General features: G+C 38.2%; 17 protein-coding genes. 9 read left to right on the forward strand and 8 right to left on the reverse strand.

Features of this window, described 5'->3' with window-relative positions; all coding sequences use genetic code 11:
• Positions 1–110: 110 nt before the first annotated feature.
• A complete protein-coding gene (locus CA265_05565; protein ID ARS39167.1) occupies positions 111–869 on the reverse strand; it encodes a hypothetical protein in 759 nt (252 codons plus the stop codon).
• Complete coding sequence (locus tag CA265_05570; protein ARS39168.1) at positions 857–1,366, reverse strand: hypothetical protein; 510 nt, start codon at positions 1,364–1,366, stop codon at positions 857–859. Before CA265_05570 ends, CA265_05565 begins: the two co-directional genes overlap by 13 nt.
• Positions 1,367–1,474: 108 nt before the next feature.
• Between CA265_05570 and CA265_05575 the strand changes: the two genes are divergently transcribed.
• Complete coding sequence (locus tag CA265_05575) at positions 1,475–1,675, forward strand: hypothetical protein (protein ID ARS39169.1); 201 nt, start codon at positions 1,475–1,477, stop codon at positions 1,673–1,675.
• A 276-nt stretch (positions 1,676–1,951) separates the two neighbouring features.
• Positions 1,952–2,419: a hypothetical protein gene (locus tag CA265_05580; protein ARS39170.1), complete on the forward strand. Its 468-nt coding sequence runs from the start codon at positions 1,952–1,954 to the stop codon at positions 2,417–2,419.
• A gap of 76 nt (positions 2,420–2,495) precedes the next feature.
• Here CA265_05580 and CA265_05585 read toward each other — a convergent pair whose 3' ends face one another.
• The 4 genes from CA265_05585 to CA265_05600 form a co-directional block, all read right to left on the reverse strand.
• Positions 2,496–2,954, reverse strand: coding sequence for a peroxiredoxin (locus CA265_05585; GenBank protein ARS39171.1), 459 nt, complete (start codon positions 2,952–2,954; stop codon positions 2,496–2,498).
• A 52-nt stretch (positions 2,955–3,006) separates the two neighbouring features.
• Complete coding sequence (locus CA265_05590; protein ARS39172.1) at positions 3,007–4,056, reverse strand: alpha/beta hydrolase; 1,050 nt, start codon at positions 4,054–4,056, stop codon at positions 3,007–3,009.
• A gap of 376 nt (positions 4,057–4,432) precedes the next feature.
• A complete protein-coding gene (locus CA265_05595) occupies positions 4,433–5,023 on the reverse strand; it encodes a TetR family transcriptional regulator (protein ID ARS39173.1) in 591 nt (196 codons plus the stop codon).
• A 3-nt stretch (positions 5,024–5,026) separates the two neighbouring features.
• Entirely contained in the window at positions 5,027–6,634 is a 1,608-nt protein-coding gene (locus tag CA265_05600; GenBank protein ID ARS39174.1) for an ABC transporter ATP-binding protein, read from the reverse strand.
• Between the two features lie 318 nt (positions 6,635–6,952).
• Here CA265_05600 and CA265_05605 point away from each other — a divergent pair, with 318 nt between their 5' ends.
• From CA265_05605 to CA265_05625, 5 genes are all read left to right on the forward strand, one after another.
• Positions 6,953–7,972, forward strand: a complete 1,020-nt coding sequence (locus CA265_05605) for a histidine kinase (protein ID ARS42898.1) — start codon at positions 6,953–6,955, stop codon at positions 7,970–7,972.
• A complete protein-coding gene (locus CA265_05610) occupies positions 7,953–8,714 on the forward strand; it encodes a DNA-binding response regulator (protein ID ARS39175.1) in 762 nt (253 codons plus the stop codon). Before CA265_05605 ends, CA265_05610 begins: the two co-directional genes overlap by 20 nt.
• A gap of 201 nt (positions 8,715–8,915) precedes the next feature.
• Entirely contained in the window at positions 8,916–9,698 is a 783-nt protein-coding gene (locus CA265_05615) for a hypothetical protein (GenBank protein ID ARS39176.1), read from the forward strand.
• 10 nt (positions 9,699–9,708) lie between these two features.
• Positions 9,709–9,888 (forward strand): hypothetical protein, encoded by a 180-nt coding sequence (locus CA265_05620; GenBank protein ID ARS39177.1) that lies wholly within the window; start codon positions 9,709–9,711, stop codon positions 9,886–9,888.
• Positions 9,889–10,159: 271 nt separating this feature from the next.
• Positions 10,160–11,530, forward strand: coding sequence for a sulfate transporter (locus CA265_05625; GenBank protein ID ARS39178.1), 1,371 nt, complete (start codon positions 10,160–10,162; stop codon positions 11,528–11,530).
• Between the two features lie 67 nt (positions 11,531–11,597).
• Here CA265_05625 and CA265_05630 read toward each other — a convergent pair whose 3' ends face one another.
• The gene (locus CA265_05630) at positions 11,598–12,197 is read right to left on the reverse strand and encodes a hypothetical protein (protein ID ARS39179.1); all 600 of its coding nucleotides are present in this window, start codon (positions 12,195–12,197) and stop codon (positions 11,598–11,600) included.
• A gap of 321 nt (positions 12,198–12,518) precedes the next feature.
• Between CA265_05630 and CA265_05635 the strand changes: the two genes are divergently transcribed.
• Positions 12,519–13,406: a hypothetical protein gene (locus CA265_05635; GenBank protein ARS39180.1), complete on the forward strand. Its 888-nt coding sequence runs from the start codon at positions 12,519–12,521 to the stop codon at positions 13,404–13,406.
• 40 nt (positions 13,407–13,446) lie between these two features.
• Here the strand turns inward: CA265_05635 and CA265_05640 are convergent, their stop codons facing one another.
• Entirely contained in the window at positions 13,447–14,073 is a 627-nt protein-coding gene (locus CA265_05640) for a hypothetical protein (protein ID ARS39181.1), read from the reverse strand.
• 272 nt (positions 14,074–14,345) lie between these two features.
• Here CA265_05640 and CA265_05645 point away from each other — a divergent pair, with 272 nt between their 5' ends.
• Positions 14,346–14,834, forward strand: a complete 489-nt coding sequence (locus CA265_05645) for a hypothetical protein (protein ID ARS39182.1) — start codon at positions 14,346–14,348, stop codon at positions 14,832–14,834.
• The last annotated feature ends 12 nt before the right edge of the window (positions 14,835–14,846 follow it).

The raw sequence follows: 14,846 nt of genomic DNA on the forward strand, positions 1-14,846 counted from the left end.
ACCTCAAATGCTGTCATGTTGAGCCTGTCGAAACCCCTCAAAGCGTAATAACAGGTCCTTCGACAGGCTCAGGATGACAAAATTATATTGACGTATACAACTTCTTTTTGCTATTCAACAGCTTCAAGGCCCAAAATCTGTGCCTTGTATGCTGCTGGTAGAATCAGGTTTCTTAAAGGTTTATTTACCTTCAGTTTCCGGCTTATTTTGTATAAAGTAAGCACTGGTGTAATTGCTTTTCCATTTCCGAGCTTAAGTAATTCATTCACTTTTAATGGAACGATCAGTGCTTGTATTTTTCGCATTAATGAATATCTTAGAAAACCAAGGTGTTTTTTATACTGATCATAAAGATCATGCGAAAAGCAACTGTGAATTAAATTCTCCTGTAGCTGTTGCTCATGCATCATTTGCCACGCTGCAAAATTACTCGGAAGTCCGTTTATTTCCATGCGGTGCCCAACTTTATAGAAAGTAGAAAATATTTCTTCTTTTTCTATTAAGGTGAGTTTTCTTTCCAGCACTTCAAAAGCGCTGATGGAATAGCTAATCAGCATAAAAAGAACATCTCTATAGGCCCAATCCGGAATTTTAGCGTTTCTTCCGGCTTCAACATGCTGATGGATTTTGGTAATCTGATCTATTGCAGCAGTTGCTTCGGTTACAGAAGAAAATACGATTTTTTGAGCATAGGCTACTGTCGAAAATAATCTTCCCAACGGATCTTTAGGCAGTTTTCCCGTAAAATACAACCAATCAACAGCTTTATTCAGGCTAAATTCTGCTGCAGCACCGGCGAAAATAAAAAGAATAACATCTGTATTACCCCATATTTTCCTTACGATAGAATGTTTGTCTACAAAGTCCATAATCCGTAATGTTCTGCTAATATTTCAATTTTTTTAATATTAATGCGGCATAATATTAACGGGACAATTCCGAAAATACCAAAAGAACAGTCTATCAATTGCCAAAATAGAGGGATCTGACGGATGTTTCCGGCAATTAATGCCAATGGAATAATCGCGATACAGCAGATCATACCAAAGTCGATTACCCATTTGTTTTTTACAGGATCTTTTAATGGCCCGATAAAAAGTATGGCCAGCATGATATGGGCAAATGCCAGCCAATCGGTGCCATAACTTAAAAAAGGATACTGCAGATTGGTCGCTTTAAGGGCTTGATAAACGGCTCCAAGCCAGGTTTGAAGACTCACCGGTAAAATTTCAATATACTTAACCAGATAAGCCATTTCGGTTTCTAACGGAAATGCAGTTAATCCGCTGATGGCCAGTCCAATAATGATGATGCTGACGTATGTTTTTGAATGTAACCTTAATTTTTGCTGTTCGGTATTCATCATTTCTGATTTATAATGGTGATTTGCAAGTTATGATAAGCCTTATGAATAAATTGCTTCATATTTCTATGTTTTGTAAAGTGCTTTGTATTTCAAAGTAAATACTAAAAATTGAATATTCCAAAAAAAATGATGCGGATTTTTCAGCATGATGAATTTTATCTTGCTGTAAGAAGATTGGAAATGGAAGACCAGCGCTTAAAGATTATTCGATTTGGGAGGTTTTTATCACAGATTTCACCGGATAATGGTAGGATATCTAAAAAGCAAAAGCGCCGGCATCGCGCTGGCGCTCTTGGTATCATTAACTAAACTAAATCAACGCACTGCTTCTCGCAGTTGTTTCATTCGTTAAACAAATATCTGTCGCATTGACAATTAAAACGAAGGTGGCTGGTAAATACGGAAAATGTCCTGTTGAATAACTTTTTGCGGAATTTAATTCTGTTGGTAGTTTTAATTATACTTTTTGCCAAAATTTTGTTCTTTTTTTGTGCTCCGCTTAAGGGTTTAACAGAGAGTATTTATATATTTGGATATTCATTATAAACTAAGCCTAGAAAAGAGATAAATAGACTAACCACTATAATGGAATTATACACCCCTGACCAAACAGACAGAGATATTTTAACACTATTACAAAAAGATGCAAGGCTAACCTATAAGGAACTGGCTGCGATGCTGCATTTGTCAAAATCGCCCATTCAGGAACGTGTAAAACGCTTAGAACGTTTAGGATTCATTTCTTCGGTAGTGGCATTAATCGATCCGAATAAATTTGAGAACTGCATGATATCCTATTTGCAGGTTCAGCTTACCAACCATTCTGTTAATACCTTCAGGTTATTTCAGCAGGAGGTAAGTAAACTCGATGAAGTACTGGAATGTTACCATACTACAGGAGGGTTTGATTTTATGCTAAAGGTTGTGGCAAGAAATATGATCGCTTATAACGATTTTTTAATTAATAAGTTTGGTCGTTTGGATAATATAGGTACACTTAACAGCTCGCTTGTAATTACGCAGGCAAAACGCGAAACCGCTTTACCTGTATAGCAAGAGCATTAAATTTATAAATTAAAAAAGCACCGTGGATTTAAATCCATGGTGCTTTTCTGCTTTATTTTGTAGGTTATATCGCTACATTGATCTGTACATTGATATTGCCACGGGTAGCTTTAGAGTATGGACAGGTTTGGTGCGCAGCTTCAACTACTGTTTTGGCTTCTTCGTAAGTAAGTCCGGGTAAAATTACATTTAATCTTGCCTGAAGGCTAAAGCCGCTGTCGGCCAAAGCCAGATCAACTTCTGCATCAATTGCCGCATCTGCTGGAAGGGCAATTTTAAGTTGAGGTGCATTATGTTTCATTGCGCCAATAAAACATGCAGCCCAGCCTGCAGCAAATAACTGCTCAGGATTTGTTCCTTTTCCTGCACTGCCAGGAGATGACAATGCGGTATCAAGCAAACCATCGCTACTTTTGGCAAAGCCCTCACGGCCACCGCTTACATGAACTTTTCCGGTATAAAGTACTTTGTTGATAACTACATTTAAAGTATTTGTCGATTCAATTGCATTTTGATTTTCCATTTTTTTGAAATTTTATTGTGAATATTTGAATTTTTAAGATGATTAGTTTTTATCAGGCCATCATAGCTGCCTGTATAATGGCGTCTGCGAATGCCTGGGGTGCTTCCTGAGGAAGATTATGTCCAATGCCGCCATCGAGATTGTGGTGTGCATATTTGCCCGTAAACTTAGCTGCATAATTAGCAGGATTACCATGTGGGGCACCATTGGCATCACCTTCGAGCGTAATGGTCGGAACGGTTATAACTGGAAATGTGGCTAGTATTTTTTCGTATTTATCATATTGTGCTTCCCCTTCTGCAAGCCCCAATCTCCACCGGTAATTATGGATGACAATGGCAACATGATCTGGATTATCGAGTTCAACTGCTGATTTTTCGAAAATGGCATCGGTAAATTTCCATTCCGGAGAAGCGCTTTGCCAGATCAGTTTGGCGAAATCTTTTCGGTTAGCTTCATAGCCTAAACGGCCGCGTTCGGTTGCAAAATAGAATTGATACCACCATGATAATTCTGCTTTGGGCGACAATGGTTTTTGGTTTACCTCCTGGCTTCCAATAAGGTATCCGCTTACCGAAACCATTGCTTTACAACGCTCAGGCCATAATGCAGCCATAATATTGGCCGTTCTTGCGCCCCAATCAAAGCCACCAATTATGGCTTTATCTATTTTTAGGGCATCCATGAAGGCAATAATATCTGCTGCAATGGCCGATTGTTGTCCATTTCTTGGCGTTTTAGCCGAAAGAAACTGTGTATTGCCATGGCCGCGAAGGTGTGGAACAATTACCCGGTAGCCTTTAGCAGAAAGCAAAGCTGCTACATCTGCATAACTATGAATGGTATAAGGCCATCCGTGTAACAGTATAACGGGTTCACCATCTGCTGGTCCGCTTTCTGCATAAGCCATGTTTAATACGCCGGCCTGAATCTGCTTTATGGCATCGAAAGATGCATTGCTGTGCGATGTAGGGTTGCCGGATGTCTTCTTTACATTTTCCTGCGCATTTAAAAGGTTTAATCCTCCAAGTTCTGCAACGGCAACAGTTAGTGCGGCTACACTTAAAAAGCGCCTGCGGCTGTAATTATTTTGATTTTCCATCGTGCTAAAATTTGTTGACAATTAAGGTTTTACCTGCTTTGGTATGTCAAAATTAATGCGATTAGCAGGAGGTGATTAGCCGTTTCGGGATGAAATAGACAAATTAGGTTTTGACTTATACATTGTTGAGCCTGAGCAGGACAGGAGTAATCGGCTCAGCTAAGGTTATGAAGTTAAAGGTTAAGTATGGGCGTGAAAACATTGTCCTTCGACAGGCTATCATTGAAAGATTCCAATAAGGCGGTCGTCTTTCCCGCGCATGCTGGAATCTTAAAGCGTATTGTATGATGATTATTGAACACTAAGTGATTCCCAATCGAGTTGGACATAACGATATTCTGAGCGCTATCATCTACTTAAAATCGCTCAGTCAATATTATAAACCAAAAATCAGCTGCATAATTACTTTCTTGCGCGCTAACATTAATGCATTAAAATCCTGAACGGTAATTTGGAACAATTGCTGGTATAATGGGGCCATCATCAATGGATAGGAAAGGAGCGAAAAAAGATTCATTAAAAAATGTGCAGGATCGGTTTTTACGATCGTACCCTTTTCCATTTCCTGCTGTACTTCTTTTAAAAATTGCTTAACCGGATTTGTTTGGATATTGCCCATAAGTTCTTTACCCAAAGTATTAATTTCAGTTACCAAAAATGTTTCCTGATAGGGGAAAGCGATCATGTCTTCTAAAAAAACCGTTATCAGGTGTTCAACTTTCTGCTTAAAAGGTTTTTCAGATTCCATACTTTCGTTAAGGCGTTTGCTTAGTCCCTGCATGGTTTCCTGAAATACAGCTGCAATTAACAGGTCTCGGGAACGAAAATAATAGTGAAGCGCCGTTCTGTTTACACCAGCGGCATCAGCTATTTCCTGCGTGGTCGCATGAAGCTTGCCTTCGGCAAACAAAATCTTTTTAGCAGTGTCTTTTATCAGTTGTTCTGTACCTGTATTTTTAAGTGGCATTTTTTATAGATGAAGGCTGTTTTTAGTGAGACTGATCTGGCTGGTTACGCCAATTTCTTTTATAAAATGCTGATCATGCGAAATAACCAATAACGTACCTGTAAAGTTTTTTACGGCTGAAGTTAAGATCTCCAAACTCTGAACATCGAGGTTGTTAGTGGGTTCATCGAGGATAAGCATATCAGGCGCTTGTTTACTTATTGCCAGGCAACATAAAGCCAGTTTCATTTTTTCACCGCCACTTAATCCTATGCATTTTCTATCAAACATCTCCTGACTAAATTGTGAATAAATAAGCAACGATTTTAGTTCATGTTCCTGTAATCCATCATGATTATATTTTTGCACCTGTTCGTAAAGACTGAGGTCGGGCTTTATCATGGTATAATCCTGATCGAGATAAAGATATGAAAAATCCGGGCTCATGTATTGACCTTCTGTAGGTTCTATGGCTCCTGTAATCATCTTAAGCAAGGTGGTTTTTCCTGCACCATTATCGCCCTCAATATGCAAACGGTCTCCGGATCTTACCTGAAAGCTTAGCGCTTCCCATAAAGTGTTGCCATGATAACCATAGTTAACGTTATTCGCATCAATCAGAATCTTACCATGATGAAGATGAGAAGCCGCTATATTAATGTGCAGTGCCTGGTATTGCTGTATTTGCGATCGGGTTTCCCTGATATGCTCAGCGAGGCCAGATATTTTCTCGTGATGAGCATCCAATACCTTAGCTGTACTTTGCTCTGCTTTACTTTTAAGTCTGCCCGCAACAATACGGGGTAACGAATTGCTTTGTCCCGCACTTTTGCCTTTTGCCTCCTTTTTTTGACGTTGCTCAGCCATATCGCGGGCCTTTTGCTGGCTCTGTTTCAACGTTTTGGTTTGTTCTTCGAGTTTGGCTTGCAGAGCATTAACTTTTTCTTGTCTTTGCTCCAGATAAAAGTCGAAATTGCCACCAAAAACCTCTATTCCTGTTTGGCTAAGGGCGAAAGTTTTGTGAAGGAGATTTAATAGCGTTATGTCATGGCTAACGGTCAAAATTGTTGCCTGATGTTGTGTAACCAAATCATATAACATCTTGCGGCTGTTTGTATCCAGGTGGTTAGTGGGTTCATCAAGAAGAATAATCCTGGGTTGATGAATTTCAATACCGGCAAGAAATACTTTTGTTTTTTGGCCACCGCTTAAACTTCCCATGAATTGATGAGCACTAAAATGTCCAAGGCCCCATTTCGTCAGGGCCATTTCTGCTTTTTCTTCAATTTCCCAGTCATCATCCAGATCAGTAAAGTAAACCGGATCGATACTTCCGTTAAGGATGGCTTGCATTGCATTTAACTTTACATCTATTTTTAAAGCCTCAGCAATAGATAGATGATCGTATTGTCCAAGATGTTGAGGCACGTACCAGCAACTTTCAGAAAGCATAATTTCTCCGGACGTAGGCAAAATGGTGCCTGCCATAAGCTGTAGCAAGGTCGATTTTCCCATGCCATTAAGCCCAACCAGGGCTGCCTTTTCACCTTTGCCAAGCGTTAAATTTAATTCGTGGAAAAGCTTTTCTCCATCAGGATGGGTATAACTAAGCGATCTGATGATTAAACTCATGTCTTTTATTATTGAATGCTAAACAATTCGTTTGCAAATATAAATATTTTAATATTTTTGTTTAACAAAATTGTTAAAATAAAAAAATAGCTTTTCTGTTAATCTAAACCTGATATTGTCTATTTCAATACCGAATCTGTCTGGTTCAGGTTCGAAATGGTTTAACTATAAGATTGGGGTGGTTACTTTAGGTGAAAAATGAAGAGAATGATGTGGCTTAGCTTAAAACGAAGTCGTCATATTCTTTAAATTTAAGTGTAATAAATTATTATTTTTGATTATCCCAACCCACCTTAATTGGCCTGGCTAAAAACGAACATGACTAAAAGCCCTTTAAAGATTTCGCCTGTTATTATCTGGGTAAGTTCCATTTTTCTTGGACTTTTATCTTCTGTTCCTCAAATAGCAGAGCATCATTTTAATGCCGCCGAAGCTGCGGTAAATGCGGGCATTACTTCGGTATTTGCCTTGTTGATGTGGTATTTGAATATTTATATGCTGTCGCGAAAGCGCAGCCGGCCGGGCAAACAAGGCATTTCCTACTCCAGGTTATTTAAAAGTCTTTTAATTGGTATTGGGGTGATGCTTTGCCTGGCATGGATTCAGCAATTGATTCTTTCGCACATTAATTTCGGTCCGGTGATGTTGATGGTGGAGGTAAGGGGGATATTGATCAATTTAATTTTTTATATGTTCCTCCATCTGTTACAGCAAAATTACGAAAATCAGCAGGTGAACATGGAACTGGAGAAAATTAAAAGTGACAGTTTGGGTGCGCAGTATGAATTGCTAAAGCAGCAGGTTAATCCACACTTTCTTTTTAATAGCCTCAATACCCTAAAAGCCATGGTAGAAATTGGCGATGAAGAGGCGGTTGATTTTATCCTCAAACTGTCTAATTTTTATCGCTATACCCTCGAGAGCCGTAAATTAGACCTGATTCACGTGTCGGAAGAAATGGAAATACTGAATGCTTATCTGTTTTTACAAAAAGCACGGTTTGATGGTGGTTTCATCTTTACCTCTACTTTAAATGAAGCAGTATTACAGACCTTAATTCCTCCTTTTACGCTGCAGCTGTTAATCGAAAACTGTATTAAACATAATGTTGTTTCATTGGATAAACCTTTGCAGATCAGTTTGTACGCTATCGATGGGCAAATTGTTTTGGAAAATCCTATCCGTTTAAAAATAGCCGGTAACAACTCATTAGGGGTGGGGCTAAAAAATATCACACTACGCTACCAGCATCTTCTCGAAAAACCAATTGAGATTAGTAATGATGGCCAGATTTTTAAAATTAAACTCCCATTAATTCATGAACATCATCATCATTGAGGATGAGCTGAAAACAGCTAAATCACTCGAAAATATAATCCTGAGCCTGAGGCCCGATGTTAAAATAATAGGGCAGTACCAGAGTATTGAGGGATCGGTAAAAGCATTGACAGAACAGCCGCAACCCGATTTGATATTTATGGATATTCAATTGGCAGATGGATTATGTTTTGAAATATTTAAACAGGTTAAAGTTAATTGTCCCGTTGTGTTCTGTACCGCCTTTGATGAATATTCCCTGGAGGCTTTTAAACGAAACGGCGTAGATTATGTGTTAAAACCATTTTCTAAAACAGATATTCAGGAAGCCTTTCAAAAAGTAGATGGCCTTCAGAATTTTTTTCAGCAGAAGGTAATCCCCGATTTAAGCAATTTATTAACCAAATTGAATAGTCCGGCTGGAAAAGAGAGCTTTTTAGTGTTTAAAAACCAGAAATATACCACTGTTCAAACCGAAAACATTGCTTTCTTTTACATCAGAAATGATGCTTCAACCATTATGTGTTTCGATAAGCAGGAGTTTGCCCTAAGTCAATCGCTTGATCAGATTACAGCACTGATATCTTCTAAACAGTTCTTCCGGGTTAACCGCCAATATCTGGTAAATTTTAAAGCCATTAAAGAAATTGAACATTATTTCTTAAGAAAGTTATTTGTAAAACTGGTGATTGAAACCCCTGATAAATTATTGATTAACAAGGAAAAAACACCTGCTTTTCTTTCGTGGATGGAAGATAGGTGAGGATACCATATCCCTGATACGGTGTTGAAAAGGCTTGAAGCAGGTATCTGTTTTCAAGCCTTTTTAATTTCAGGCTGCTGCGCCTTTGTCTTGTTTATCTGTTCCCTGTCCAGCTCTTCCATTAATTTGTCCGGTTCAGCTATTTCCAGCTCATTTCAGCGATGCTACGCGCTTATTTTTGATAAAAAAAGAATAGAAATTATGAAAACACTAAAAAGAATAGCGATCGTAAATGTGGTTATTGTAGGGATAATAGCGCTCAGTGCATTTATTTGGGTAGGATCAGCCCGTGAAAAAAAAGCGGAACAGCCTGTTAATGGAAAAGGTTTTGCCGTTCTGGAGTTATTTACTTCTGAAGGATGCTCAAGCTGCCCGCCAGCAGAAGATTTACTGGCCCAAATAGAAAAAGAATCGAAAGGAAAAGCGGTGTACGTGCTTGGATATCATGTCGATTATTTTGATAACCTAGGCTGGAAAGACGTTTTTGCTAGTCCTGAAAATACAAAAAGGCAAAAAAAATATAGTGCCTGGTTAAATGCACAGGTTTATACGCCTCAATTGGTGATTAACGGCGCTCAGGAATTTATTGGATCTAATGAAAGTGATGTGAGAAATGCCATTAACAAACAGCTTTTGAATCAACAACATACAGCCAGTTTAGCCTTCGGTACCAGAAGAGATGGGGAAGTATTGAAAATAAATTACGAGGCGAAAGGTACCCAGGCTGGCGACGACCTTGTTTTTGCACTCGTACAAAAAAACGGAAGTACTCACGTACAACGTGGGGAAAATGCAGGACTTAAATTATCTCATGTTCAGATCGTACGGAAAACCTTAACCCTATCGCTAAAGAATACAAAATCAGGAACTGCAGCGCTGAATATTCCTAAGAGTAGCGGTGCCGAACAATGGGAAGTAATTGGTATGGTTCAGCATCAAACAACAGGGCTAATTTCTGCAGTTAATGTATCCGCAATTTTTTAATCACCATATCATGGAAAATCATCAAAATAACACGACCAACAGTTTACTTGTTGGATTGGCAACCTTAATGGCGACACTTTTTATGGTTAGCCCTCCATTCGAAAAAAATCCACAGCAATGTGAAATGGTACAAAGTATCGGAAAGAAAAAACAAAAAGGGCTTGAGCGTGAGTCTGACCCAATGGTATAACATCAGATCTAATTACCATTCATAAACAGAATTATTTTTTGAGGTCGCCATATATTTGGCGACTTTTTTAATTAAAAACAATACGCCCTACGCTTTAGGTATAAACTTAGCTAAAGGGATAAACATTCACCACGTCAAATATTTGTTACGGATAAAATCCTCCTGAATATTTACTTTAGTTCGATATTGGGCATCGTTTACAGTAAAATGGAGCTATATCCGTCATTATTTTTAGCATTGAAATCAAATTAACATCATAAATTAATCAACTATGTCGAATCGAAACAACGCAGCCGATACTACTAGAGCCCTAACCGATGCTGGGATAAGCCCAGACAAGAAAACATTTTTACAAGCGCTTACCGAAGATTGGTGGGCCGTTATATTGGGAACAATTATTATTGCCACTGTACTTTATTTAACCAGCAATGGTACTGTTATCAGTTTGCCTGCATTTAAATGGGCAAACAGTGAGGATCTTTTGGGTAAAATATTATCCGCATCTAACTTATTGTTGATTGTTGAAACGGGTGTCGTTTTTATGGCCTTAGCTTCGATAGCGATAGGTTTATCAGGGGGCAATGTTGCGCGGTTTGCTGGTGGTTTTGCACTCATTTATTTTTTAGCGATCGTTTCCTTTATTATCGGCGGTAATAAAAGTGTATCGTATTTCGGATTAGAATATGTGGTATTTGCATTGCTTATCGGTATTGCATTGGGTAACCTGATTAAGTTGCCGTCCTGGTTAAAAGAAGCTGTACGATCGGAGTTTTATATTAAAACAGGTTTGGTGATATTGGGCACCACTATTTTATCAGCCGATTTGATTAAGGCAGGTTTACCGGGTATAATACAGGCAATTATTGTCGTTACCGTAGTCTGGTTTTTTTCCATGTGGTTAAGCCGTAAATTAAAAGTTGATGATGAATTTGGTGTGATATTGGCTTCAGCAGTGTCTATTTGTGGCGTTTCTGCTGCAATTGTTGCCGCTGGCGCTATTAATGGTGATAAACGTAAGTTGTCTTATGTAACCACGCTGGTATTGATCATGGCGATCCCGATGATGATTATTTTACCCTGGGCAGTAAAGTATTTTCATATTCCTGAGGTAATTGGTGGCGCATGGCTGGGAGGAACCTTAGACACAACGGCAACGGTAACGGCTGCAGGCGATTTGGTTGGACCAATAGCTGTTAAAGCAGGTGTGATTGCCAAGTTTTCGCAAAATGTTTTTATTGGTGTTGCTGCTTTTTTTATTGCAATTTGGTGGGCCTATAAAAAACCTAAGGGTGAAGATGGCGTAGTCATTAAAGCAGAACGCCCGGGATTGAAAATTGTATGGGAACGATTCCCGAAATTTGTATTGGGTTTCGTGGCGGCATCTTTGGTATTTTCTTTTTTGTTATCTCCGGCCACTGCAAAAAGTGTTGCACCAACCTTAAACGGTTTACGCACCGTGTGGTTTGCAATCGCATTTATTTCAATTGGTATGGAAGCTAAATTTTCCTCACTGGTCAAACTTCAAGGTGGTAAGCCCGCATTTACATTCGTTACCGCGCAAATATTCAACATCTTCTGGACCTTGTTATGGTCGTATATTTTATTTGGTGGATATGTATTCCCTGTACCTGATTTTAAATAAAAGGGGGAATTTCTTCCAGCAAAAAAAAGCGACATCACTGTCGCTTTTTTTATGTCTTTTTGTGCGGTTATTTCGCCAGGGCAACCGTTTGCAAGGTGTTTGTATCCGGGTTACTCATTTCCGTTGTTAGAGCAGCAAATCTATCCAGGTTTAGTTTTGGTGTTTTACCCATCACCAAAGTATGTTTATCAGTAGCACCACTCAATTTTAGATCGGCATTGTTTTCGATTACGGTATATAAACTTTCTGTATCTGAATTGATTTCGGCAACTGCATTTCCTTTTAAAAATACCTGAAGATATTTAACATCCAGTTTGCCTTGGGTTTTTACCACCGCGTGGTCAGATGCCTTAACCCTATAAATATTATTCACATAAAGCGTAATCTTCGCCACTTCTTTATCTTCTGAACTGATTTTTAATGCGTAGCCATCTTGTGTTACTTTCACTTTGCCTGTATTGTCATCATTGTAGCTAATGCCTTCTTTCTCTCTTTGAATTAAGGTAACTTCTACATTTCCGCTTACAATTACTTGATTGACGTTTTTAGGCGCAGAAACTTTACTTGGTTGTTTCTCATCGGCCATTACGCTTGTAGAGAAAATAGAAGAACTTAAAACGATAGCTGCTAAAAGCGATTTTGTCAGGGTTTTGATTGAGGTTTTCATAATGCTGTTGTTTATATTTTTAAATAATATTTTGTGATTGTTTTGTAGATAAGACGCCTGTACCCCAAAAACGTTGCAGCAGAAATGCCGCTATTATACCAACACAGCTTAATTGTCGACGAACTGGATTTAAAAACTGCCGAATGGCTGAGGTCATTATTGTATTCGATCAATAGGGGCCTTCTGTTTATTCGGTTTTCCTCAAAATTTCTATTTCTGTTCATGTAAAATCTAATAACCAGATTTTATATTATCTTTAAACCTATAGGAGCGGGGAATTTTAAGATTTCATTTTTTTAACCAAATGATTTGAAGAATAATATGAGAAATACGAAAACTACTTATTTAGCTTTTTTTACCTGCCTGATCTGCATCGGTTTTTGTGGTTTTATTTCCGATAAACAGTCCTACCCGCGTTTAGGTATTGTATCTGGTTTAACACAGGATAGTTTAGCTTACGTTTCGGGTTTTAAAATGATTGGCGAATCGGTTCCAAAGATGCTTTCGCCTGTTTTAACAGATGATCAGTTTCGTGACAATTTGAAAAAGATTAAAGCTGCAAAATGTAAAGTGTTAACCTGCAATCTTTTTTACCCGGCGAGTATAAAAATAGCTGGGCCAGATGAAGATGAAGCAAAGGTTTTAGCATATACCGAAACGGTTCTTTCCAGAGCGCAGCAAGCGGGAATCAAGTTTATTGTTTTGGGTAGCTCGGGTGCAAGGAGTATTCCGGCAGATTATAATATCGTTAAGGCAAAATCAGATTTTATTCGTTTGGGCAAAAAACTGGGGCAAATTGCCGGAAAATATAAGGTGACCATTGCGTTAGAGAATCTCGAAACCACCGAAACCAACTTCATCACCTCGTTAAAGTCTGCAGCAGAAATTGTAAGGGAGATTGATCATCCAAATTTCAGGCTAAATGCGGATATATTTCACATGATGCGTGAAGGGGAATCGCCAGATGAAATTATTGCAGCTGGCGCATTGGTTGCATTTTGTGAGGTGGCCGAAAAACAAAACAGATCATTGCCTGGTGTGATGGGTGACGATTTTAAACCCTATTTAAGAGCCCTGCACAAAATAAATTACAAAGGGTTCATCTTTATAGAAGGAAGCATCAAAAATGCAGCTACCGAAATGCCAGTTGCTTTTAAATATCTTTCTGCCCAGATTGCCGAAGTGTATGCGGAAAAGAAGACAGATTAATTATTGTCCTGTACCAACTGAAATAAGAAATATTATGCCTTTATTTTGATAAGGATACCAGCGTTTGCATACTTGATTTTTCTGCGGCCTGATCAATATTTGGTAAGCGCATTTTTGCAATGTTGGTCTCAACCGTTAAAGATGGATTTTCATTTTTTGCAAGTGCAGCAATGTCCCTCACCGTGCTCGATAACATTTTAAGCGTAATTAAAAACTGACGGTCGATATTCCTGATCTTTTGAAAATCAATGTTTGGATTAAAATGCTCCGTATTCGACCGCTCACTGTAATTAAACTGGATGCTGTCTAAAAGCACCAGTTTGTCTGTAATTTGGTTTAATACTTCGTCCGAAAGAGTTAGTCCTTGTATGCCTATTACCCTATTGTTTTTTACGAAATAATCTAAGCCGTTAAAGCTGATGAGGGTTAGGTTGGTCCTATTAATGATATATTCAGCCTTTGGAAGGCTATTTTTCGAACGGTTTTTGTTAAATGCACTGCGTTGGGCAGCTAATCGCTCAATCATATCGTTGCCATTCAGATGGGCTGTGTTCTCGAAAATATCAGCTTCTTTGGTTTGTTTGTTTTGAGCAAGAACACCAACAGATAAACAAGAAAATGAAGTAATTAAAAGGAACAATAGCGTGGTTGATTTGGCACTTTTCATGCAGCAAAGATATTTTAATAATTGCTAATATTAAACTTTTTGTATGTTTAATATTACGGTTTTAACATGTTTTTGGAATTTTTTTGATGACAAAAATCAATTTTTTATTTAACAGTTATTTAATGCTTAAGGAACACATCAAATTGTTCGGTTCAATAATTTAAAATTGAGGAATAGAAATACTAATTAAACCTTTCATCGCTATGTTTTTTGCGCTTTACAAATAGTTCAATACTTTTGATTTAGTATTATCCGGTATCACCTCATAATTGATGATCGAACTCGACTTTTTCTTTAATCTGCCTAATGGCGATGTTATGCATTTTCAGCTTATCCAGCTTTCGAGAGCTGAGCCATGGACTGTGCTTGATCATGATCAGCTATTGGGAAGGATGACAAAAGAGAGTGGGGAATGGAAACCATTGTTAGGCAGTTCCTTATCTGAAGCACTTATCCAAAATATAGGACTGTTTATTGATCAGCAGGAATATCAGAAATTACCGAATGAGATTAAATTGCGATGGCCAAAGCTTGTTGAGGAAATTATAGTGAAGTCAGATTCTGAATATATGGTCATTTGCAAACCATTTGTCAATTTCAGATCATTTGAAAAACTGTTTGAAAAATTTGTACCTCCAATGATAAAGGATGAATGGGAAATCAGCTTTAAAGTTTATAACCACGATTTTGGTGAGGATTTTACAAAGAAACTTAGCCGGAAGGAAGATAAAACCGGTTATCAACCTATTGAGAAATGGTAATCTTGAATGAGG

The sequence above is a fragment of the Sphingobacteriaceae bacterium GW460-11-11-14-LB5 genome (genome assembly GCA_002151545.1).
In the GTDB taxonomy this organism is placed as follows: Bacteria; Bacteroidota; Bacteroidia; order Sphingobacteriales; family Sphingobacteriaceae; genus Pedobacter.